The sequence below is a fragment of the Cohnella rhizoplanae genome (assembly GCF_948329515.1).
GTDB lineage: Bacteria > Bacillota > Bacilli > Paenibacillales > Paenibacillaceae > Cohnella > Cohnella rhizoplanae.
The window spans coordinates 290,842-313,866 of record NZ_CAOJCN010000003.1; the positions used below are offsets into that span (position 1 = coordinate 290,842).

Here is a 23,025-nt window from a genome sequence, read left to right on the forward strand (position 1 = left end):
ATCCGGCCGAACGCCGCCTGTATCCCTTAGGATCAGGCGGCGTTTCTGCGTCGCCGACAGCATGCAGACTGCCCCGTTGTGACATGTCCCCGCGATATCGGGTATAATCGGCATTAGCGATCGCCGATCGCAGGCGCAGCCGTACAGCCGCATCGGCAAACCTTTTGAATCGAAGCTAGGAGCGTACGCCCATATGATTAACCGCAAGGTCACCCCCTCGGAGAGCGGCAAGCGACTGCACCGTTATCTTCGCAACATGCTGCCGAATCTGCCGCTCGGCCAGATCTACAAGATGATCGACTCGGGCAAGGTCAGAGTGAACGGCAAGCGCAAAAAGCAGGACTACGAGATGGCCGCCGGAGACGAGCTGGCGATCTATATGGAGGAAGCGCAGTACAGCGAGGCGTCGATCGGCCAGCAGAAGACGAAGTACGTCGGGGTGAACGCCGATATCCACGTCGTATTCGAGGACGATCAGCTCCTCGTCGTCCTGAAGCCGGTCGGCATGCTCACGCATCCGGATCAGACCGATCAGCGGGACACGCTCATTAACCGGGTGCATGCCTACCTGTACCGCAAGGGTCAGCTGGACAGCCCGATGTTCATGCCGGCGACCGCGAACCGGCTCGACCGCAACACGAGCGGGCTCGTGCTCGTCGGCAAGACGGCGGGGATGCTGCACCAGCTCAATCAATGGATTCAGAAGCACGAACTGCAGAAGTATTACGTGACGATCGTCGAAGGCAAGCTCGAGGGCGAGGGGGAGCTGACGGACGAGCTCGTGCGCGACGAGAAAAGCAATCGCACGCGCGTCGCGACGGGCGAGAGCAAGCCCGAGGAGAAACGGCTGTCCGCGACGACGCGCTACCGCGCGCTGTCCCAAGGGGATGGCTATAGCCTCGTCGAGATCGAGCTCGTCAGCGGGCGCACGCATCAGATCCGCACGCACTTCCTGAGCATCGGCCACCCGCTGCTAGGCGACGTGAAGTACGGCGGACGGATCTACGCGGGCATCAACCATCAGCTGCTCCATGCCTGGCGGATCGTGCTGCCCGACGGGAGAGAGTTCCGGGCGCCGGCTCCGCCGGTTCTGAAGCGTACGGCGGACCAACTGCGGCTGGAGGGCCTCTAAGGCCTTGGACGAACGAGAGCTGCTGATGCTCGTCCAGGCCGACCAAGAGATGATGGCGGCGCTGCGAGCCGCCCGCTCGCTGCGCTTGCCCGACTGGTGGATCGCCGCCGGCTTCGTGCGGAGCAAGCTATGGGACGCCCTGACCGGCGCCGCGAGGCCTACGCATCCCCCGGATGTCGACGTGATCTACTTCGACGCGTCCGATCTCGACGAGTCCCGCGAGAAAAAGTACGAGGCAGCGCTCCGCCGGTTCATGCCGGAGGTGCCTTGGTCGGTCAAAAATCAGGCGCGCATGCATGTCGTTAACGGCCGTGGGCCTTACCGGTCGTCAATGGACGCCGTCGCGAACTACCCGGAGACCGCGACCTCGCTCGCGCTGACGCTGGACCGCGCCGGTATGCCGAGGCTCGGCGCGCCGCACGGGCTGACAGACGCCGTGGCCCTGCGGATCCGCCCGACGCCTGCCTTCGCGGCCGATCCCGTGCTTAAGGCCATCTATCAGCGGAGAATCGAGGCCAAGCGTTGGGATCGAATATGGCCGGGCGTGCGTTATGAGGAATAAAAAGGGTACAGCCCCTTCGAAATATCAAGGGCGCTGTACCTTTTTGTTTGCGGAGTTCTTGCGTTCATTGCTGTTAGAACAGAAACTTCTCCGGATCGGACCCGAACCGTTGGTCGCGGTTCAGGTCGTCGATGAGCGCCATCTCGTCCTCGCTCAACTCGAAGTCGAACACGTTCGCGTTCTCGGCGATCCTCGCCGGCGTCACCGACTTCGGTATCGTCACGACGCCGTGCTGGATATCCCACCGGAGCACGACCTGCGCAGGCGATTTGCCGTGCTTGGCGCCGATCGTGCGCAGCGCTTCATGATCCAGGTTGCCCTGCATGAGCGGGCTCCACGCCTCGAGCTGAATGCGGTTCTCGCGGCAATAGGCGAGCAGTTCGCGCTGGGCCAGCAGCGGATGGTATTCGACTTGGTTGACCATCGGGACGAGATCGCTGACGCGCTTGAGCGCCTCCAGATGCCGGACGTTGAAGTTGCTGACGCCGATCGCTTTGACGCGTCCGTCCGCATACAGCTTTTCGAACGCGCGCCACGTATCCGTGAACTTGTCCTTGCCCGGCCAATGAATGAGCAGCAGGTCGACATCGTCGATTCCCAGACGTTCCAGCGATTCATCGTAGGCGGCGAGCGCCCGATCGTAGCCCTGGTCGTCGTTCCAGATCTTAGTGGTCACGAATATCTCGGACCGCGGCACACGGGATTCGCGAAGCGCCCGGCCGACGCCGATCTCGTTTTTATAGATCGCGGCGGTGTCGATGCTGCGGTAGCCTGCGTCCAGCGCGGCGCGCACGGCGGAGACGACCTGCTCGTCGTTGTCCATTTTCCAGACGCCGAGTCCGAGCCAGGGCATGCGTACGCCGTTGTGCAGCGTGGCGCAGGATTGAAGGGAATGGGTCATTTGGGATGGCCTCCAGTCATTGATGTTGTAATTCGGTCGCAGCCGAAAACGAACAGGTAGCGTTCTTGTCAGATCAGCAGATCGAGCCATTCCTCCGGCGTGATCGCGCCGAAATAATAGGTCAGGTCGACGCCTTCGAACGCGGCGGCGAGCGACTCGCGGTCGTAGCGCAACCCTTGCAGCATCTCGGCGATGTCGCCGATCTCTCCGCGGCCGAAGAAGTCGCCGTAGACGGCGGCCTCCGAAATCCGCCCCTCCTGCACGTTCATCCGGATATCGTAGGTGCCGGACGCGAGGCGCTTGCGCTGCTGGACGTTGAATGCCGGCGACAGGCCGTAGTTCCAGTCCCAGCTCCGGTAACGTTCGTCGGCAAGCTTGCGCACCGCTTCCCAGTCCGCTTCCGTCAGTGTGTACTCGGGAATCTCGGAGGCGCCGCCGAAGATCGACGAGAGGATGCGGCTCCGGAAGTCCTCGATCGTCATCGGCTCGGACAGGAACTCCGAGATGTTGGCGACGCGCGCGCGGATGGACTTGGTCGCCTTGGACTCGAACTTGAGCGGATTGGGCTTCAGCGCCGCGGATACGTCCTCCATATGAGAGTCGAACAGCAGCGTGCCGTGGCAGAACATCCGGCCGCCCGTCGCGAACATCGCGTTGCCCGATATTTTGCGTTCGCCTACCTGAATATCGTTGCGGCCGGACAGCTCCGCCTCGACGCCCATGTCCCGCAGCGCCTTGACGACCGGCTCCGTGAACTTGCGGAAGTTGTGGAACGAGTTGCCGTCGTCCCTAGTGATGAAGCTGAAGTTCAGATTGCCCAGGTCATGGTACACGGCGCCCCCGCCGGACAGCCTGCGCACCACGTCGATGCCGTGCGTCTCGGTGTACGCCGAGTTGACTTCCTCCGCGGTGTTCTGGTTTTTTCCGATGATGATGGACGGCCTGTTGATATAGAAAAGAAGGATGGGCTCGTCCCCGGACAGCTTGCGAAGGGCGTATTCCTCCAGCGCCAGATTCAGGGCGGGATCGTTGTCTCCGCCGTTGTCGATAAATAGCAAAGCCGTCTGCCTCCTTACGTTTGTGCGTCTCGTTCATTTTATTCCATTTGAGACTTGCGGACAAACTCGCTTTGGTTCATATTGAATTCATAATTGAAGGATAGGGTAGGGGTATCTTTTTGTTCAAAATCCATAAACCCCGGAAACGGAGAGGATGACGTCCATGTTAAAGCTGTTCAGACTGCTCGCGCCTTACCGGGCTCTCGTTATCCTGGTCATGGCGCTGATCCTGCTGCAGTCGCTGTCCGAGCTGTACCTGCCGACCCTGATGGCTGACATCGTCGACGAAGGCATCGTCAGGCGCGGCGGCGATACCGCTTACATCATGCGCATCGGCGGCTTCATGCTCGCCGTGGCGCTCGTCGGCACCGGAGTATCGATTCTGGCAAGCTATTACTCGTCGCGCATCTCCGCGGGCTTCGGCCGGCTCGTCCGCGGCCGGATATTCTCCCGCGTCGAACAGTATTCGCTTCAGGAGTTCGACAAGATCGGCACCGCGTCACTGATCACCCGCACGACCAACGATATCAACCAGGTACAGCAGGTGCTCATGATGATGCTGCGGATGATGGTTATGGCGCCGATGATGAGCATCGGCGGCATCATCATGGCCGTATCCAAGGACGCCCGGCTGTCGCTCGTGCTCGTGGTGGCGGTTCCCGTGCTCGTGCTGACGATCGTTCTGGTCGCTCGCAAGGGCATCCCGCTTTTCCGCGTGATCCAGAAAAAGCTCGACAAGCTAAACCTGGTGCTGCGCGAAGGATTAACGGGCATCCGCGTCGTACGCTCCTTCGGTCGCATCGGGCACGAGCAGGCGCGGTTCGTCGAGGCGAACCGCGACCTGACCGACACGTCGGTCAAGGTCAATCAGATCATGGCCGTTCTGTGGCCGCTCATGATGCTCATCATGAACTTCTCCAGCGTCGCGATCATCTGGTTCGGCGGCCTGCGGGTCAGCCACGGGCATATGGAGGTCGGCGACCTGATGGCGTTTCTACAGTACGCGATGCAGATCATGTTCTCGATGCTCATGCTGTCCATGATGTTCGTCATGGTGCCTCGCGCGTCCGCGTCCGCGGTCCGGATCAACGAGGTGCTCGACATGTCTCCCGTCGTGAACGACGCGCCCCACGCGCTCGCGGGCCGGAGCGGATCGAAGGGCGTCGTCGAATTCGACGACGTGACGTTCAGCTACCCCGGCGCGGAGCAGCCGGCGCTTAAGAACGTCAGCTTCCGCGCGGAGCCGGGCGAGGTGACCGCTATCATCGGCGGCACGGGCTCGGGCAAGTCGACGCTCGTGAACCTGATTCCCCGCTTCTACGACGTGGACTCCGGCAGCGTCCGGGTCGGCGGGACGGACGTGAGGGAGCGTACGCAGGCCGAGCTTCGGGCGCAGATCGGTCTGGTGCCGCAGAAGGCGGTGCTCTTCACCGGATCGATCGCGGACAATATCCGCTACGGCAAGGAAGACGCGACCGACGAGGAGCTGCTTCACGCGGCGGAGGTGGCCCAGGCAGCGGACTTCATCTCGGGGATGGAAGGCGGCTTCTCCGCGCACATCGCGCAGGGCGGCACCAACGTGTCCGGCGGGCAGAAGCAGCGTCTGTCAATCGCCCGCGCGCTCGTAAGGCGGCCGGATATATACATTTTCGACGACAGCTTCTCCGCGCTCGATTTCAAGACGGACGCCAAGCTGCGAGACGCGCTGAAGGGCGAGACGACCGAAGCGACCGTATTGATCGTCGCGCAGCGCGTGAGCACGGTCATGGACGCCGACCGGATCGTCGTGCTCGACGACGGCGAGATCACGGCCATAGGCACGCACAAGGAACTGCTGCAGACCAGCGAGATCTATAAGGAAATCGTATCGTCGCAGCTGTCGGAGGAGGAGATCGCATGAGCAAGCAACCTAGCGCAGGCAGAGGGTCGCCGCCGGGCCAGGGCGGCGGCGGTCCCGGTCCCTTCGGCGGCCATCCCGGCGGCAGGCCGGGCATGCCGGTCCAGAAAGCCAAGGACTTCAAGGGTACTTTCCGCAGACTCGTCGGCTATCTGAAGCCGTTCCGCTTCACGCTCATTACCGTGTTCGCGGCGGCGATCGCGAGCACGATATTTTCCATCCTGAGCCCCAAGATTCTCGGACACGCGACGACCAAGCTGTTCACGGGCGTCATGGGGAAGATGAACGGGGATCCGAACGCCAAGATCGACTGGCACGGCATAGAGATGATCATTTTTTGGCTGATCGGACTGTATGTGTTGAGCGCCGTATTCAGCTATATTCAGCAATATCTGATGGCGGGCGTCGCCCAGCGTACCGTATACAAGCTGCGCAACGACGTGAACGAGAAGCTCTCCCGGCTGCCGCTCAAGTTCTTCGATTCGCGCACGCACGGGGAGATCCTGAGCCGCGTCGTCAACGACGTGGACAATATCAGCAACACGCTGCAGCAGAGCCTGACGCAGCTGATCACGTCCGTCGTCACGATCATAGGCGTCATCGTCATGATGCTCACGATCAGCCCGCTGCTGACGGTCATCGTCCTTCTCACGCTGCCGCTCAGCTTCTATGTCATTAAGATCATCGCGGGCAAATCGCAGGGCTACTTCATCGGCCAGCAGAAAAATCTCGGCGAGCTGAACGGCCATGTCGAAGAGATGTATACCGGACACCAGGTCGTCAAGGCATACGGGCACGAGCGGAAGGCGGTCGAGCAGTTCGGCACGATCAACGACCGACTCTACGAGGCCGGCTGGCGCGCGCAGTTCGTATCCGGCATCATGATGCCGCTCATGAGCTTCATCGGCAATATCGGCTATGTCGCGATCAGCGTCGTGGGCGGCGTGCTCGTCACGCGGCAGTCGATCAACATTGGGGATATTCAAGCATTCATCCAGTACGCGCGCCAGTTCACGATGCCAATCACCCAGACCGCCAACATCGCCAACATCATCCAATCGACGATCGCCTCCGCGGAGCGGGTGTTCGAGCTGCTGGACGAGAAGGAAGAGATCCCCGAGGAAAAGCGGGAGCTCGATCCGTCCCGCGTAGAGGGGCATGTCGCGTTCAAGCGCGTGGACTTCAGCTACAAGGAAGATACGCCGCTAATCGCCGATATGAACATCGACGTCCAAGCCGGCCAGACCGTCGCGATCGTCGGTCCGACGGGCGCGGGCAAGACGACGATGGTCAATCTGCTCATGCGCTTTTATGAAGTGAACGGCGGGACGATCACGGTGGACGGAACGGACATCGCGAGCCTGAAGCGCGGCAACCTGCGCAGTCTGTTCGGCATGGTGCTGCAGGATACGTGGCTGTTCGGCGGAACGATCCGCGACAATATCGCCTACGGACGCGCCGGCGCGTCCGAGGCGGAGGTGGTGGACGCGGCGAAGGCGGCGTTCGCGGACCACTTCATCCGCACGCTGCCCGACGGCTACGACACCGTGCTCAACGAAGAAGCCTCCAACCTGTCGCAGGGTCAGAAGCAGCTGCTCACGATCGCGCGGGCGATCCTCGCCGATCCGGCCATCCTGATCCTGGACGAGGCGACGAGCAGCGTCGACACGCGCACCGAGGCCAACATCCAGAAAGCCATGAACCGGCTCATGGAAGGACGCACGAGCTTCGTCATCGCGCACCGGCTGTCCACGATCCGGGAAGCCGACCTGATCCTCGTAATGAACCAGGGCTCCGTGATCGAGCAGGGCACGCACGAAGCGCTGCTCGCGCAGAACGGATTTTACGCGGATCTGTACAACAGCCAGTTCTCGGGCGGCAGGCTCGCTTCGGACGCAGGCTGATCGGAGGGCTATTTCAGATCTCAACTTGTTCACGATGCATTCATCTGACCGTGGTACCTTGCTGGTAGGACACGGGAGGAGATGAAGGGCCGATGAACAAAAAATGGACGATGCTCGCGGGGGCGGCGCTCTCGGTGGCTCTGCTCGCAGGCTGCGGCTCCAAGGCGGGGAATAACGATGCCGGGGCCGCACCTGCGCAGGCTGCGGCAGCCGAACAATCGGGAGCGGGAGGCGCTGGCGATCAGGCCGGCGCGGCGGGTACGGGCGTCGGCCGCGGCGGCATGCAAGCGATGGGGACGCTTGGCAAGATCAAGAGCGTGAGCGGCGGCACGATTACGATCTACAAGTCTGCGTTCCAGCCGGGCCAGGGCGGCGGACGCCAGGGCGGCAACCGGCAGAGCGCAGGCGGGCAAGCGGACGGCCAAGCCGGGGGACAAGATAGTGGACAAACCGGCGGTCAAGCCAGCGGGCAAGCCGGCGGTCAAGGGAGGCAGGACGGCCAGCGAGCTGATATGGCGAACCTGTTCACCGAGGAGACGGAAGAGATCAAGGTGACGGACGCGACCAAGATTTACAAATCCGAGACCGCGGACGGCGAGCGGACCGAGACCGAGATCGCGCTCGGCGATCTGAAGGCGGACGACGTCATCACCGTGACGCTCAAGGAAGGCACGCAAGAGGCGGAATCGATCCGGCTCGGCGGATTCGGCGGCGGCGGGTTCGGCGGCATGCGCGGCGGTCAGGGTCAGGGTCTGGAGCAGGGTCAAGGTCAAGAGCAGGAGTAGCGGCAGTCGGGCGGCCAGCAGACCGGAAGCAGCTCAACTACCGGAGCCTGACGTGCATATGGACGGCGATGTTCGCCTTAGATGGAGAGAATAAACCGCATTTCCGTTTATAATGGCGGAAATGCGGTTTATTTGCGTTTGTTTAAGTTTATTTATGTGGCCTACATAACTTTAACTTGTCCGATGATGGTGATAAACTGTTTTCATCGGCGTTTCGAATCGCTTGGGAGGAGAGCTTGGATATGACGAAAAAGCTGTTGGAGGAACTGTCCCGCGAAAAAATCGTGGCGATTATCCGGGGAATCGACGAAGCCGGCGGCGACCGTACGGCCAAGGCGCTGGCGGACGGGGGCATCGTTTTCCTGGAAGTTACGCTGAACACGGACGGCGCGCTGGGGATGATCTCCCGCTTCCGCGCCGATTATGCGGGCAAGCTACGCATCGGAGCCGGCACGGTGCTCGATATCGGCCAGGCCAAGGAAGCGGTCGCGGCGGGAGCCGAGTATCTGATCTCGCCCAACTTGGACGAAGAGATCGTGTATTACGGCGCAGAGAACGGCATCGAGGTATGGCCGGGCACGATGACGCCGACCGAGATCGTCCGGGCCTACAAGGCAGGCGCATCGGCAGTCAAGGTGTTTCCTTTCGCATCGCTCGGGGCGGGATATCTCAAGGAGATTCGGGCGCCGCTTAACCATATTCCGATGATCGCGACGGGCGGCGTGAACCTGGGCAACATCCGGTCCGTTTTCGAAGCGGGAGCGGTGGCGGTCGGCCTGGGCGGCAATCTCGTGGACAAGCAGCTCATCGCTGAAGGCAAATTCGACGAGCTGACTGCGCGCGCGCGCGCGTTCACGGACGCGGTCCGCGAGGGAGCCCAAGCATGAGCGGCAGTTGGGCAGACGTCGTTACGATCGGCGAGAGCATGGTGCTGATGCAGCCGATCCACGACGGACCGCTGGCGTACGCGCCGCTGTTCACGCGCTCCGTCGCGGGCGCCGAGTCGAACGTATCGATCGGGTTGTCACGCATGGGCTTGAAGGTCCGGTGGATTAGCCGGCTCGGCAGAGACCCGTTCGGCGACCTGATTCTCTCGACGCTTGCAGGCGAGGGCGTCGACACGAGCCTCGCAGAGCGGGACGACAGCCATCCGACGGCGGTTTATTTCAAGGAATTCAAGGGCTACGGCGATCCGAACGTTTACTACTACCGCCGCGGCTCCGCGGCCAGCATGCTGACGCAGGAGCATGTCCGTCCCGAGTGGTTCGCGAACGCCGGGCATCTGCACGTGACGGGCATTACGCCTGCGCTCAGCGACGGCGCCGAGGATGCGATCCGCGCCGCGATGATTGCCGCCAAGAAAGAGGGGCTGTCCGTATCCTTCGATCCGAACCTGCGCCGCAAGCTCTGGTCGGAAGAAAAGGCGCGTCGGACGCTGCTGTCTCTCATCCCGCTATGCGACGTGTTCATGCCGGGCATCGAGGAGGCCGAGTTCCTGCTCGGAGCGAAGAGCGAGGCCGAGTACGGCGCGGACTTCCTGGGCATGGGGCCCAAGACAGTCGTGCTTAAACTGGGCGAGCAGGGCTCGATCGCCTTTTCCGCGCAGGCGGCCGTCATGGCCGAACCGCATGTCGTGAAGCGCGTGATCGATACGGTCGGCGCCGGCGACGCGTTCGCAGCGGGCTTCCTCTCCGCATGGCTAGAGAACGATCGGCAGAGCGAGAGCGACTACCTGAAGGCTGCGCTCGAGCGCGCCAACCTGCTAGGCGCGCTCGCCACGCAGTTCAAGGGCGACTGGGAAGGCATGCCCCGCCGTGAGGAGATGCTGCGTCTGCTCAGCGGCGGCAGCGAAGTAACGCGCTGATCCCGAATTCGGGAAGGGCGACAGCAGACCTCGATACCCGGCACGAAATAGCGATGCTCTACATCGCTATTTCCCCAGACCACGGCTCACGACTCGTAATAGCGATGTGCGACATCGCTATTCTCCCAGACCTTGGCTCACGACTCGAAATAACGATGCGCGGCATCACTATTTTCCCAAACCTCGGCTTGCGGCACGAAATAGCGATGCGCGACATCGCTATTTCCCCAAACCTCGGCTTGCGGTACGAAATAGCGATGCGCGGCATCGCTATTTCCCCAAACCTTGGCTCGCGGCACGAAATAGCGATGCGCGACATCGTTATTCCCGCACGCTGGCTCGCAACACAATTTGAAGCTTTGCGACAACGTTGCCTCTACATATCTACCAGCCAGCGTATTCACACGCTATTCAACCCTTGCGCGGTATCCCCATGACTCAGGTTCGGTTTTATCCTGAGCGAGAGGGATGCCGCTTTTATTCATACAGCTGCCTGAACTTGTCGGGCGTCAATCCGGCCTTGCGCCGGAACGTAGCGACGAAGTGACTGGCATCGCGGAAGCCCGCAAGGCTCGCGATCCTGGACACGGTCTCTTGCGGGCGCCCGATGAGCATCTCCTTGGCTTTGCGGATGCGCAGATCGATCAGATAGTTGTAAGGCGATTGACCGAATGCGCGGCGGAACAGCTCGTTCATCGTACTGGCGGGCATGCCGAGCACCTCTCGCATCTCGGTCAGGCCGGCGTCGGGATCCGGATAACGGCGTTCCATCCATTCGATGAGCGGACGCAGCTTCTCCGACGCGCGAGCCGCCGAGTCCTGCCTCCCCGATCGGCCATGACGCCGGAGCGTGAGCAGGAAGCGATACGCGTCGGCGGACGCCTCCAGCCCGAACAGATCGTCGTCCGCCTCGATGCGGTCCAGCATTCCCTGGAGGTAGCCGTCCGGCGGAGAGGCCGTCTCCCAGCGGATCGGCGCCGGCTCGATCAGCCCGAGCGCCAGCAGCATCGTCCCTGCTGCGGCTCCGCCGAACGTCAGGTAAGCCGTTTCCCACAAGTCCGTCACCGGTTCGTAGACATGCGGCACGCCGGGCGCGATCATCATGCCGGAGCCCGCAGGGAGGCTATGCCTTCGGCCGTCCACAATAAATGCGCCTTCTCCGCTCAGCGTCTGAAGCCAGTGGTAATAGGGATATCCGGTCGACCTGGCGATCCTGCCGGCTTCTCGTACCGTGCCGATCGTCTCCACGTAGAGCGGGAGCTGTCCCGCCTGACCGGAGGGGATCGCGAATCGTCTGTAAGGCTTCATGTCGCCCGCACCTCCGTTGTTTTATTATATCGATCCGGGCGATGATTATATTTTACGGGCCGTTAGGCTGCGTTAAGATGAAGATATAATTATAGGATAAGGATGTGCGTGCGCATGATCAACGATAAGCTGCCGAAGATCTGGTACGGAGGAGACTATAATCCGGAGCAGTGGGACGCGGAAACCTGGGCCGAGGACGACCGGATGTTCAAGCTGGCGGGCATCGACGTGGCGACCGTCAACGTTTTCTCCTGGGCGCTCATCCAACCCGACGAAGATACGTACGACTTCGCTTGGTTGGACGAGACGATCGACCGCTTGTATAACAATGGCGTATACGTCTGCCTCGCGACCGGCACGGGCGCGCATCCCGCCTGGATGGCGCGCAAGTATCCCGAGGTGACGCGCGTCGATTACCAAGGGCGCAAGCGCAAGTTCGGCGGCCGGCACAACTCCAATCCGCACAGCCCGGTATACCGCCGCTTCGCCCAGGCGCTCGCGGGCAAGCTTGCCGAGCGATACAAAGACCATCCGGCCGTGCTGATCTGGCACGTGTCCAACGAATACGGCGGCTACGATTACAGCGAACAATCCGAGGCGGCTTTCCGCGTCTGGCTGAGGGAGCGCTACGGCTCGCTGGACGCGTTGAACCAAGCATGGAACACGCGCTTTTGGGGTCATACTTTCTACGACTGGGAAGAGATCGTACTGCCCAACGCGCTTAGCGAGGAGTGGGACGGCAACCGGACGAACTTCCAGGGTATCTCGCTCGACTTTCGCCGCTTCATGTCGGACAGCCTGCTCGAATGCTACAAGCTCGAATACGACGAGATCAAGAAGCATACGCCGCATTTGCCGATTACGACGAATCTGATGGGGCTGTATCCAGAGCTCGATTATTTCAAATGGGCGCCTTATCTCGACGTCATCTCGTGGGATAACTATCCGTCGCTCGATACGCCGGTCAGCCTGACCGCGATGACGCACGATCTGATGCGCGGCCTGCGGCAGGGTCAGCCGTTCATGCTGATGGAGCAGACGCCGAGCCAGCAGAATTGGCAGCCGGTCAATACGCTCAAGCGACCGGGCGTCATGCGGCTGTGGAGCTACCAGGCGGTCGCGCGAGGCGCGGACACCGTGATGTTCTTCCAGCTTCGCCGTTCGGTGGGCGCATGCGAGAAATATCACGGCGCGGTCATCGAACACGTCGGCCATGAGCATACGCGCGTATTCCGCGAATGCGCGGAGCTCGGAGCGGAGCTGGGCCAGCTCGGCGACCGGCTGCTGGGCGCTCGCAGCGGCGCCAGCGTAGCGATCTTGTTCGACTGGGAGAATCGTTGGGCGATCGATCTGTCGAGCGGTCCTACCGTGCATTTGAAGTACGTCGACGAGGTTCACAAATACTACGACGCGCTGTTCAAACAGCATATCCCGGTCGACATGATCGGCGTGGAGGACGATCTCGGCCCGTATGACGTCGTCATCGCGCCGGTGCTTTACATGGTCAAGCCTGGCTTCGCCAAGCGCGCTGAAGCGTATACGGCCGCTGGCGGCACGTTCGTCACGACCTTCTTCAGCGGCATCGTCAACGAAAACGACAGGGTCACGCTGGGCGGGTATCCGGGCGAGCTGCGCAAGCTGCTCGGCGTATGGGCGGAGGAGATCGACGCGCTGTTCCCGGACATGACCAATTCCATCGTGGTCAAGGACGACGGTCAGGGCCGACTGGCTGGCCGTTATTCTTGCGGCGTGCTGTGCGACCTGATTCACGCGGAGGGCGCCGAAGTAATCGCCGAGTACGGCAGCGAATTCTATGCCGGCATGCCGTGCGTGACAGTCAACCGGTTCGGAGAAGGCGAAGCCTGGTATGTAGCCACGAGTCCGGAGGCTTCCTTTCTCGAGGCGTTGCTGGGCCAGCTGTGCGAAGACAAGGGCATCCTGCCGCTCGTCGGCGCGCCGGCAGGCCTCGAAGCGACCGTCCGCGTCAAGGACGGCGAACGGTTCCTGTTCCTGCTGAACCATAACGCCGAGCCTGTCGTCGCCCGGTTCGATACGGCCGGCCGCGACCTGCTCAGCGGAGCCGAGCTCGCGGGACGCGCGGAAGTGCCCGCACGAGGCGTCATGATCGTCGCATTGGGCGACTGAGCGACGCTCAAGCCGGCTGCTGCCGGAATAGGCGGCCCCGGGACGGGGCACGCTATCTCCGACAGGAGGTGGGAAGACATGGCGGATCGTCAACAAGTCGTCGGCGTGCGCAAGAACGGCGACGGCGACATCGTGGAGCTGAAGCTGTCTTCGGGCCAGGTCGTCGGCTACAAGGAAGCGCAGCAGATGGCCAAAAACGATCAAATCGAGAACGTCAACGTGTTCCGCGGCCGCGACGGCGACGAGCATCTTCGCTCGAATCCGGACGGACGGGAAGACAACAATCTGGACAACCTGCCCGGTTTCTGACGCATAGCGCGGCATCTCGAAGCCGCCGGCGCCGCCTAGAGCGGTCCGGCGGCTTTTTGATGAACCTAACCAAAATCGGGACGGCTGTTCTGTTGCCGACGGGTGCGAGCAAATAAAAAACATGTACATACAACTGATTGAATAATTTGCATGAATTCGCTATTATATTGGTGAGGATGTACGTACAAGTTATGGACACAGAAATGTTTTGAATCGCATTTATTCGAGGAGGTTCCAGCATGCTCCAAATTAAGCCTTATACGTTCTGGTTCATTACCGGCAGTCAGCATTTGTACGGACCGGAGACGCTGGAGGAGGTCGCTGCGCATTCGCGCGAGATCGTCCAAGGATTGGCAGGAGGCTTATCTTACCCGGTGGTCTTCAAGCCGGTCGTCACGACGCCGGAGGAAATCCGCCGCGTACTGAACGATGCGAACGCCGACGAGGACTGCGCGGGCGTCATCACCTGGATGCATACGTTTTCCCCGGCCAAGATGTGGATCGCGGGGTTGACCGAGCTGCGCAAGCCCCTGTTGCATCTGCACACGCAGTACAACCGCGACATTCCATGGGATACGATCGACATGGACTTCATGAATACGAATCAGGCCGCGCACGGGGACCGCGAATACGGCTTTATCGGCGCGCGGCTCGGCATCGCCCGCAAGGTCGTCGTTGGTCACTGGGCGGATGGGGCCGTTCAAGGGCGCATCGGCTCCTGGCAGCGCACGGCGGTCGCCTTTAACGAGAGCAGGCGCCTCAAGGTCGTCCGCTTCGGCGACAACATGCGTCAAGTCGCGGTGACCGAAGGAGACAAGGTCGAGGCGCAGATCAAGTTTGGCTGGTCGGTGAACACGCACGGCGTGGGCGACCTGGTCCGGTACGTCGAGGCGGTAACCGCCGGCGAGGTCGAAGCGCTGCTCGGCGAATACGCCGAGCGCTACGAGATTGAGGAAGCTGGCCGGACCGCCGGCGCCGTGCGCGACGCGATCGCGTATCAAGCCCGGCTGGAGATCGCGATCAAGCGGTTCTTGGACGAAGGGGGCTTCACCGCGTTCACGACGACGTTCGAGGATCTTCACGGTCTTGAGCAGCTGCCGGGCCTCGCCGTCCAGCGTCTGATGGAGCAGGGCTACGGCTTCGCGGGCGAAGGCGACTGGAAGACCGCCGCGCTCACGCGTCTGATGAAAATCATCGCGGACGGCAAGGACACCTCCTTCATGGAGGATTATACGTACCACTTCGAGCCGGGCAACGAGCTCGTGCTGGGCGCCCATATGCTGGAGGTGTGCCCGACGCTCGCGGCATCGAAGCCGCGCATCGAGGTGCATCCGCTCGGCATCGGCGGCAAGGCGGATCCGGCGCGGATCGTATTCGACGGCAAGGGCGGCAAAGCGCTGAACGCCTCGATCATCGATCTCGGCACCCGCTTCCGTTTGATCGTGAACGAGGTGAACGGCGTCGAGGTCGAACGCGCGATGCCGAGGCTCCCGGTCGCCCGCGTCCTGTGGAAGCCGGAGCCGTCGCTCGCCGAAGGCGCCGAAGCTTGGATTCTGGCCGGCGGCGCGCATCATACCGTCTACTCGTTCGTCGTGACGACCGAGCAGCTGCTCGATTTTGCAGAGCTCTTCGGCATCGAGGCCATCGTCATCGACGCGAATACGAACGCGAGGCAGCTCAAAAACGAGCTTCGGTTCGGCCAGGTCGCCTGGAACCGTTAATGGCGTGAATTCCCGATAAGCAACATGAACCCGCCGGTCGAACGGCGGGTTTTTGAGTTGGCGATTTTCACCACATTTTCAAGATCGCACTTTCGACACGGTTTGGCCACATTCCCGACACATCCGGCTTGTCGAATGTCATGAAATGGACAAGAGGAGGCCGCCGGCCGAAGTCGAATTTTGTCTACTAGACAGTTGGAGCGGGAGGGAAAACGTTGAACGCAAAAATGGGGATCGTGGCGAAAATGGTCGTCGGCATTACGTTGGTATCGGGCGTTACGTATGCGACCAGCGCGTTCGTGCTGCTGGAGATGAAAAAGACGTTCGACTTTCTGCCGTTTTGGGCATTCGTGCTAATGACGCTGGCGCTCGGCGTTTTCTGGACGGGGCTGTTCGGATTTTTTGCGGCGAAATGGCTGCTGAAGCCTCTGCTATCTCTGACTGCCGCAGCCGGCGAAGCGGAGCGCGGCAACCTTGGCGCGCAAGTGCACGTCAGCGGTTCGGGAGACGAGCTGTCGCAGCTCGGCACGGCTTTTCAGGGCATGCTCGACCGGCTGAAGGCGATCACGGGCGGCATCACGGACAATACCGCGCAGACCGACCGGCATATCGCGGAGCTGCAGGGCGCGATCTCCGAGGCGGCGCTGCGGATCGAGGAGATGTCTCGTGACGCCGAACGGATCACGGCGGGTACGGAGCGCCAGTTCGCTTCGGCCGAGGCGATGCAGGTGTCCGTCGAGCAGCTCGCGGCCGCCGCGCGCCAGGCGGATGAGCAGGCCTCCGTCGCGCGGGACAAGGCCGATCGAATGAACGGCACGGTCGTCCGCAGCGAGGCCGTATTCAGCTCGCTCGTGTCCGGCATGGAGCAGCTCGCGGAGCAGAACCGCGCGGCGCTCGACATCGTGCGGCGCCTCAGCGTCAACGCCGACAAGATCGGGGCCATCTCGAACGTCGTCGGCGACTTCGCCGAGCAGACCCATCTGCTCGCGCTCAATGCGTCCATCGAGGCGGCGCGCGCCGGCGAGGAAGGCAGGGGCTTCGTCGTCGTCGCCCAGGCCGTCAAGACGCTGGCCGGCCAGAGCGCCGGCGCGGTCAAGGACATCCGGCAGCTGATCGGACAGATTCAGCACGAGGTGGCCGATTGCGTCCGCCACATCCAGCGCCAGGCCCAGGTCGCGGAGCGCGAATGGGAGCAGGGCAAGGTCTCCGCCGAGGCGTTCGGCATCGTCGCCCGGGAGGCGGCCGAGGTCGGCGCGATCGTCGAGCAGATCGCCCTGCGGATGTCGGAGCAAGCCGGGCAGGTCGGGCAGGCGCTCGGAGAAGCGCGCAGGGTGGCCGAGGTGGCGGGCGCCATCCGCGAGGGCGCTGAGCGGGTATCGTCCGCTTCGCAGGAGCAGACGGCCGTCATGGAGGAGCTCGCGGCATCGTCCGAGTCGCTTCGCGGCAAGTCGCTGACGCTCAAGGCGTCGGCTTCTTACTTTAACGGTTGATGCGCCTGACAGGCATTTCCGCTGCGGCCTCCTGTGCCGGTCCTATGTATGGGACTGACGCAGGAGGTTATTTTATGGACCGCGTCGAAATTATTTTAGAAGTTCCGGATGAAAAGGAGGGTATATTCCTCTATAATAGACGTAAAGTACGACCCGAATGTGAGGAAAAGTAACAAAATAATGACGCGATCAGGCGATTCCGCCGCGTCGTACGCAGAGGAGGTCTGGAGATGACGACGGGTACGGCATCGGTATCGCAGCATGATTTGTATCTATACAACAACGGAGAGCTGTTCCGCGCTTATCGCGCATTCGGCGCTCACGCTGCGCAGCGGGAAAGCGAGCAGGGCACAAGGTTCGCTGTATGGGCGCCGCACGCCCGCGAAGTCCGGGTCGCGGGAGACTTCAACGGTTGGCGCGGCGCCGCCCACCCCCTGGAGCCCGCGGGCTCGACCGGCGTATGGCAGGGCTTCGTGCCGGGCATCGGCGAGGGGGCCGCGTACAAGTACGAGATCGTCGACGCCTCCGGCCATGTCTGCCTCAAGTCCGATCCGTTTGCCTTTCGCTCGGAGCTGCGGCCGGGAACCGCTTCCATCGTCGCGAATTTGGATAATTACTCTTGGGAGGACCATTCGTGGCAGGAAAGGAGGAGCCGACGCAAGCCCTACGAACGGCCGATGCTCATCTACGAAGTTCATCTGGGCTCCTGGCGCATCGACGGCCCCGAGCAGTTCTGGTCCTACGACCGGCTGGCCGGAGAGCTCGTCGATTACGTCGCGGATAACGGGTATACGCATATCGAGATATTGCCGCTGACCGAGCATCCGTTCGACCGATCCTGGGGGTACCAGACGACGGGCTACTTTTCGGCCACCAGCAGGTACGGACATCCCGACGGACTCAAAAAACTGGTGGACCGGTGCCATCAGCGCGGAATCGGGGTACTTTTGGATTGGGTGCCCGGTCATTTTTGCAAGGACGATCACGGCCTTCGCCGCTTTGACGGTCAGCCTCTCTATGAACCGGACGACTGGCGCGTAGCGGAGAAGCCGCTGTGGGGCACCCTGGCCTTCGACTTCGGCAAGCCAGAGGTGCAGAGCTTTCTCATCTCGAACGCGCTGTTCTGGATGGACGTGTACCATATCGACGGCATTCGGGTCGACGCCGTGGCCAGCATGATCGACCTCAACTTCGACAAGCCTCCGGAGATGCACACGAAGAACAAGCGCGGCGGCTTCGAGAACCTCGACGCGCTCGCCTGGATCCGCAAGCTGAACGAGGTCGTGTTCCGCTACTACCCGGACGCGCTCGTCATCGCGGAGGATTCCTCGGCCTGGCCCGGGGTCACCTCTCCCGTTTACTTGGGCGGGCTGGGCTTCAACTACAAGTGGAACATGGGCTGGATGAACGACATGCTCAAGTACATGGAGACCGAGCCCTCCGGACGGCCGGAACGCCACAATCTCGCCACTTTCTCCTTGATGTACGCCTATGCCGAGAACTACGTGCTTCCGTTGTCCCACGACGAGGTCGTGCACGGCAAGCGGTCGCTCCTGAACAAGATGCCGGGCGCTTACGAGCAGAAGTTCGCGAATCTCCGGCTGTTCTACGGTTACTGGATGACCCATCCGGGCAAAAAGCTGCTTTTCATGGGCGGCGAGTTCGGCCAGTACGACGAATGGAAGGATCTGGGCGAGCTCGACTGGCCGGTTCTCCGGTATCCGCTGCACGACTCGATGCGGCGGTTTACGCGGGACCTGGGCTCGCTCTACAAGACGGAGCCCGCGCTGTGGGAGCAGGATCACTCGCCCGAAGGCTTCAGGTGGATCGACGCGGATAACGCCGCCCAGAGCGTGCTTTCCTATATCCGGTTCGGCAAAAAGAAGAAAACGCATCTCGTGGTCGTGTGCAACTTCTCGGCTTCGGCGTATCCGGTATTCCGCCTCGGCGTTCCCGAGGGCTCCGCGTACCGACTGGCCCTGAACAGCGACGCCGCCGATTACGGCGGGTCCGGCGCCGCCATGCCCCGCAGGTTCAAGGCGGAGCGGATCGCGCGGCATAGCCAGCCCTTCAGCATGGAGATCATACTGCCCCCGCTGACGTTCCTGCTCTTCGAGCCGGATACGTCGGTGGAGGACTAGCAAGCCTGGCACATATTTAAGGAGAGCGGGGAGAGCACGATGCATAAAAGCGAATGCATTGCCATGCTGCTGGCCGGCGGCGAAGGCCGTCGTCTCGGCGTATTGACCAAGGACCTTGCGAAGCCCGCCGTTCACTTCGGCGGGAAGTACAGAATCATCGATTTTACGCTCAGCAACTGCGTGAATTCAGGGATCGATACGGTGGGCGTCCTTACCCAATACCAACCGCTCGTGCTCAATCAATATCTCGGCATCGGCAGCCCCTGGGGGCTCGACCGGCGCGGCGGCGGCATGCACGTCCTCCCGCCCTACGTCCGCTCCAAAGGGGGAACGTGGTATAAAGGCACCGCCAACGCGATCTACCAGAACATCGGCTTTATCGAGAATTACGACCCCGAATACGTGCTCATCATCTCCGGCGACCATATTTACAAAATGGATTATGACGAGCTGCTGGAGTCTCATAAGCGCAATCGCGCGGACGCGACGATCGCGGTCATCACCGTGCCGTGGGCGGAGGCGAGCCGCTTCGGCATTCTGAGCGTCGACGAGGACGACCGGGTCGTCGAGTTCGCCGAGAAACCCAAACAGCCCAGCAGCAATCTGGCTTCGATGGGCGTTTACATTTTCTCGTGGAAGGTGCTCAAGGAAGCGCTCGTCCGGGACGAGGCGACGTCAGGCTCCTCGAACGACTTCGGTAAGGACATTATCCCAACCATGCTCCAAGACGGAGCGCGCCTGTTCACGCACCGGTTCGACGGCTATTGGAAGGACGTCGGGACGATCGACTCGCTCTGGGAGGCCAACATGGACCTGCTCGAGGATGAGCCCGCGCTCAATCTCAACGACCGCTCCTGGCGCATCTATTCCGTCAATCCGAACATGCCTGCGCACTATCTGTCGCCCGAGTCGAGCGTCCAGAGCTCGCTCATCAACGAGGGCTGCGTCGTGAAGGGAACCGTGAACCGCTCGGTGCTGTTCCAGTGCGTCACGGTCGGCGAAGGCAGCTTCATCGAGGACTCGGTCATCATGCCGAACGCGAAGATCGGCAAAAACGCGCGTATCGTGCGCGCGATCGTCGGGGACGGCGCCGTCGTCGGGGACGGCTGCGTCATCGGCGGCGTGGACGCGGCCGAGATCGCAGTCGTAGGCAGCGGAGACCGCATCGAAGCGGAGACAGAGCTTGAGGAGGCGAAGTCCGTATGAAACTGCCGCTGATGGGCGTCATCAACCTCATTCACGAGACGGAGGACATGGGTCCGCTCACGAGCGCCCGCTGTCTCGCTACGGTGCCGTTCGGCGCCCGCTACCGTCTCATCGACTTCGTCCTGTCGTCCATGGTCAACTCGGGCATCCAGAAGGTTGCCGTGTTCGCCCACACCAAGTACCGGTCCCTGATGGACCATCTGGGTTCGGGCAGCAACTGGGACCTGCACAGCAAGCAGAGCGGACTGTTCGTGCTGCCGCCGTCGATGGAGGACCAGTCCGACTTCGGCAAGGGCGATCTTTATCAATTTTACCGTCATCGGGATTACTTCGCGCGCAGTCCGCTCGATTACGTCGTCATCGCGCGCAGCCATATGGTGTGCAACATCGACTTCGCCAAGGTGCTCGAGCAGCACCGCGCCCGCGGCTCGGACATCACGGTCGTCTGCAAGGAGTGGCCGGACGCGGAGACGGGGCTGACGCGCAAGGCGAAGCTGGACGCGGACGGGCGGATCGTCGACATGCAGGATCACTTCGGCAGGCTCGCCAGCGACATCGTCTCCATGGAGATGTACGTGCTGCGCAAGGAGCTGCTGCTCGATCTGGTCGATACCTCGCTCGCGCAAGGCAAGGACCACTTCGTCCGTCATGCCGTCATGCCGAGGCTCGGCGAGCTGAAGGTCGACGCCTACATGCACGATGGCGTGCTGGGCGTCGTGAACAACATCCCGTCCTACTACAAACATAGTCTCGAACTGCTGGATCCGAAAGTATGGAGCGAGCTGTTCTTCGAGCCCGCCCCGATCTTCACCAAGGTCAAGGACGAACCGCCGACCCGCTATCGGGCAGGCTCCTCGGTCACCGGCTCGCTCGTCGCGAACGGCTGCGACATCGAGGGCACCGTGGAGGGCAGCATTCTGTTCCGCGGGGTCAAGGTACACAAGAACGCGATCGTGCGCAATTCGATCGTCATGCAGAACGGGATCATCGGCGAGCACGGCCTGCTGTCGAACTGCATTTTGGACAAAGAAGTGGAGATCCGGAGCGACCAGCAGCTGATGGGCGCGGCCGACATGCCTTATATCGCGCTTAAACGCAAAATCATCTAATCATCTGAGCGGGCAACCGCCATTCAATAAACTGCAGTCGGAGGTGTTCCATGAACGTCTGGTTCGTGGCATCGGAGGGCGTCCCTCTCGTGAAAACGGGGGGGCTCGCCGATGTCATCGGGGCGTTGCCCAAGGCGCTCGCGCGGCGCGGCGTCGACGTAACCGTCGTCCTGCCCAAGTACGGGAGCATTCCCGGCGCCTATCTAGAAAATGCGGAATTCAAAGGCTACTTCTACATTACGATGGGCTGGCGCAGGGAATACTGCGGCCTCCTCGAGGTCGTGGCGGACGGCGTCCGCTTCCTGCTCATCGACAACGAGTTTTACTTCAGGCGCGAATCGCCTTACGGTTATGGAGACGATGCGGAGCGGTTCGTGTTCTTCAGCTTCGCCGCCGCCGAAGCGATGCTGCGGGAGCCGAGCCTGCCTGACGTCGTGCATTGCCACGACTGGCAGACCGGGCTCGTGCCCTTCCTGCTGCGTACGCGCTATGCCAACGTGCCCGGCATGGATCGCGTGCGCACGGTATTCACGATACACAATCTGCAGTATCAAGGCGTATTCTCGCGCCATCTGCTGCAGGATCTGCTCTCCGTCGGAGACGATGCGTTCACGGACGACAGTCTGGAGTTCTACGGGGCCGCGAATTGCATGAAGGCCGGTCTGCGATTCGCGGACAAGCTGACGACGGTGAGCCCGACTTACGCGCGCGAGATTCAGACGGTCGAGTACGGCGAAAAGCTCGACGGCGTCCTGCGCCAGCGCGCGGGCGACCTTGTCGGCATCCTGAACGGGATCGACACGGAGTCGTACGATACGATGAAGGATGCGGCGTTGCAGGTCCGTTACCGGGATTCGCTCGCGAAAAAGCGGCTCAACAAGCCGGCGCTTCAGCGCGAGCTCGGGCTCGCGGAGGATGCCGCGGCTCCGCTGATCGGCGTCGTCTCGCGGATGGTCGGGCAGAAGGGCTTCGACCTGATCCTGGACAGCCTCGCGCAGCTGATGGACGAAGGCGTCCAGCTCGCCGTGCTCGGCTCCGGGGATCCGCACTTCGAGCATCTGCTGGGCGAAGCGATCCATCGGTATCCCGGCCGGCTTGCCGTATGGTTCGGCTTCAATGAAGGGCTGGCGAGGCGGATCTACGCCGCGTCGGACATGTTCTTAATGCCTTCGCGCTTCGAGCCTTGCGGCCTCAGCCAGCTCATCTCGCTGCGCTACCGGACGGTGCCGATCGTGCGGGAGACCGGCGGGCTCAAGGACACGGTCGAGCCGTTCAACGAATTCACGGGCGAGGGGACGGGCTTCACGTTCGGTCCCGCGAGCGCGCACGATCTGATGTACACGGTACGCAGGGCGCTGCGCTTCTACCGGGACGAGCCGGAGGCGTGGAAGCGCCTCGTGAACAACGGCGCGAAACGGGACTATGGCTGGGGTAGCTCGGCCAAGCAATACGAACTACTATATAGAGAGCTCGGTAAATAGAGGACGGTCCGC

19 protein-coding genes are annotated in these 23,025 nt (G+C 61.9%); 15 read left to right on the top strand and 4 right to left on the bottom strand.

Annotated elements, in window-relative coordinates; genetic code table 11:
- The first annotated feature begins 193 nt into the window (after positions 1-193).
- Together PQG80_RS08000 and PQG80_RS08005 are read left to right on the top strand one after the other, a co-directional pair.
- A complete protein-coding gene (locus PQG80_RS08000; RefSeq protein WP_271750735.1) occupies positions 194-1,132 on the top strand; it encodes an RluA family pseudouridine synthase in 939 nt (312 codons plus the stop codon).
- Between the two features lie 4 nt (positions 1,133-1,136).
- Positions 1,137-1,694 carry a nucleotidyltransferase family protein gene (locus tag PQG80_RS08005; protein ID WP_271750736.1) on the top strand — a complete coding sequence of 186 codons (558 nt, stop codon included), beginning with the start codon at positions 1,137-1,139 and terminating at the stop codon, positions 1,692-1,694.
- Positions 1,695-1,767: 73 nt separating this feature from the next.
- Here the strand turns inward: PQG80_RS08005 and PQG80_RS08010 are convergent, their stop codons facing one another.
- Both PQG80_RS08010 and lplA read right to left on the bottom strand, forming a co-directional pair.
- Positions 1,768-2,595, bottom strand: a complete 828-nt coding sequence (locus PQG80_RS08010; protein ID WP_271750737.1) for an aldo/keto reductase — start codon at positions 2,593-2,595, stop codon at positions 1,768-1,770.
- Between the two features lie 68 nt (positions 2,596-2,663).
- Complete coding sequence (gene lplA, locus PQG80_RS08015) at positions 2,664-3,653, bottom strand: lipoate--protein ligase (RefSeq protein ID WP_271750738.1); 990 nt, start codon at positions 3,651-3,653, stop codon at positions 2,664-2,666.
- A 163-nt stretch (positions 3,654-3,816) separates the two neighbouring features.
- Between lplA and PQG80_RS08020 the strand changes: the two genes are divergently transcribed.
- From PQG80_RS08020 to PQG80_RS08040, 5 genes are all read left to right on the top strand, one after another.
- Positions 3,817-5,553: an ABC transporter ATP-binding protein gene (locus PQG80_RS08020; RefSeq protein WP_271750739.1), complete on the top strand. Its 1,737-nt coding sequence runs from the start codon at positions 3,817-3,819 to the stop codon at positions 5,551-5,553.
- Complete coding sequence (locus PQG80_RS08025; protein ID WP_271750740.1) at positions 5,550-7,454, top strand: ABC transporter ATP-binding protein; 1,905 nt, start codon at positions 5,550-5,552, stop codon at positions 7,452-7,454. Before PQG80_RS08020 ends, PQG80_RS08025 begins: the two co-directional genes overlap by 4 nt.
- 92 nt (positions 7,455-7,546) lie before the next feature.
- A complete protein-coding gene (locus tag PQG80_RS08030; protein WP_271750742.1) occupies positions 7,547-8,239 on the top strand; it encodes a hypothetical protein in 693 nt (230 codons plus the stop codon).
- Between the two features lie 242 nt (positions 8,240-8,481).
- Positions 8,482-9,126, top strand: a complete 645-nt coding sequence (locus tag PQG80_RS08035) for a bifunctional 4-hydroxy-2-oxoglutarate aldolase/2-dehydro-3-deoxy-phosphogluconate aldolase (RefSeq protein WP_271750743.1) — start codon at positions 8,482-8,484, stop codon at positions 9,124-9,126.
- On the top strand, positions 9,123-10,103 hold the full coding sequence (locus tag PQG80_RS08040) for a sugar kinase (protein ID WP_271750744.1): 981 nt from the start codon (positions 9,123-9,125) through the stop codon (positions 10,101-10,103). Before PQG80_RS08035 ends, PQG80_RS08040 begins: the two co-directional genes overlap by 4 nt.
- Positions 10,104-10,240: 137 nt before the next feature.
- Here PQG80_RS08040 and PQG80_RS08045 read toward each other — a convergent pair whose 3' ends face one another.
- Both PQG80_RS08045 and PQG80_RS08050 read right to left on the bottom strand, forming a co-directional pair.
- Positions 10,241-10,507 (bottom strand): hypothetical protein, encoded by a 267-nt coding sequence (locus tag PQG80_RS08045; protein ID WP_271750745.1) that lies wholly within the window; start codon positions 10,505-10,507, stop codon positions 10,241-10,243.
- A 73-nt stretch (positions 10,508-10,580) separates the two neighbouring features.
- Complete coding sequence (locus PQG80_RS08050; protein WP_271750746.1) at positions 10,581-11,411, bottom strand: AraC family transcriptional regulator; 831 nt, start codon at positions 11,409-11,411, stop codon at positions 10,581-10,583.
- Between the two features lie 114 nt (positions 11,412-11,525).
- Here PQG80_RS08050 and PQG80_RS08055 point away from each other — a divergent pair, with 114 nt between their 5' ends.
- From PQG80_RS08055 to glgA, 8 genes are all read left to right on the top strand, one after another.
- Entirely contained in the window at positions 11,526-13,556 is a 2,031-nt protein-coding gene (locus tag PQG80_RS08055; protein WP_271750747.1) for a beta-galactosidase, read from the top strand.
- Positions 13,557-13,634: 78 nt separating this feature from the next.
- Positions 13,635-13,865 (top strand): DUF3892 domain-containing protein, encoded by a 231-nt coding sequence (locus PQG80_RS08060; RefSeq protein WP_271750749.1) that lies wholly within the window; start codon positions 13,635-13,637, stop codon positions 13,863-13,865.
- 239 nt (positions 13,866-14,104) lie between these two features.
- Entirely contained in the window at positions 14,105-15,586 is a 1,482-nt protein-coding gene (gene araA, locus PQG80_RS08065; RefSeq protein WP_271750750.1) for an L-arabinose isomerase, read from the top strand.
- 215 nt (positions 15,587-15,801) lie between these two features.
- Positions 15,802-17,076, top strand: a complete 1,275-nt coding sequence (locus tag PQG80_RS08070; protein ID WP_271750751.1) for a methyl-accepting chemotaxis protein — start codon at positions 15,802-15,804, stop codon at positions 17,074-17,076.
- Positions 17,077-17,306: 230 nt separating this feature from the next.
- Positions 17,307-19,217 carry a 1,4-alpha-glucan branching protein GlgB gene (glgB, locus tag PQG80_RS08075; protein ID WP_271750752.1) on the top strand — a complete coding sequence of 637 codons (1,911 nt, stop codon included), beginning with the start codon at positions 17,307-17,309 and terminating at the stop codon, positions 19,215-19,217.
- 39 nt (positions 19,218-19,256) lie between these two features.
- Positions 19,257-20,423 (top strand): glucose-1-phosphate adenylyltransferase, encoded by a 1,167-nt coding sequence (locus tag PQG80_RS08080; RefSeq protein ID WP_271750753.1) that lies wholly within the window; start codon positions 19,257-19,259, stop codon positions 20,421-20,423.
- Positions 20,420-21,532, top strand: coding sequence for a glucose-1-phosphate adenylyltransferase subunit GlgD (gene glgD, locus PQG80_RS08085; RefSeq protein WP_271750754.1), 1,113 nt, complete (start codon positions 20,420-20,422; stop codon positions 21,530-21,532). Before PQG80_RS08080 ends, glgD begins: the two co-directional genes overlap by 4 nt.
- A gap of 50 nt (positions 21,533-21,582) precedes the next feature.
- A complete protein-coding gene (gene glgA / locus PQG80_RS08090; protein ID WP_271750756.1) occupies positions 21,583-23,013 on the top strand; it encodes a glycogen synthase GlgA in 1,431 nt (476 codons plus the stop codon).
- Positions 23,014-23,025: the final 12 nt, after the last annotated feature.